This is a genomic window from Salmonella sp. SAL4457, from assembly GCF_046548235.1.
Classification (GTDB): domain Bacteria; phylum Pseudomonadota; class Gammaproteobacteria; order Enterobacterales; family Enterobacteriaceae; genus Salmonella; species Salmonella enterica.
Window position 1 is genome coordinate 1 of sequence record NZ_JBGDZO010000245.1, and the last position, 313, is coordinate 313.

The 313-nt window shown below is 66.5% G+C and carries 1 protein-coding gene; it reads left to right on the forward strand.

All coding sequences use genetic code 11. From position 1 onward, the window contains the following. On the forward strand, window positions 1–313 hold a 313-nt coding region (locus ACLJNW_RS24120; protein ID WP_410961207.1), incomplete at both ends, for a hypothetical protein.

Consider the following 313-nt stretch of genomic DNA (forward strand, 5'->3'; position numbering starts at 1 on the left):
GGGGTGTCCAACGTGTCCTTCTCGTTCCGCGGCAACAACCCGGTACGCGAGGCGATCCACTCGGTGTTCCTCTACTACGCGATCCGCAACGGCCTGACCATGGGCATCGTCAACGCCGGCCAGCTGGAAATCTACGACGAGATTCCGAAAGCGCTGCGCGACCGGGTCGAGGACGTGGTGCTCAACCGCACGCCCGAGGCCACCGAGGCCCTGCTGGCGATCGCCGACGACTACAAGGGCGGCGGCGCGGTCAAGGAGGCCGAGGACGAGGAATGGCGCAGCTACAGCGTCGAGAAGCGCCTCGAGCATGCGC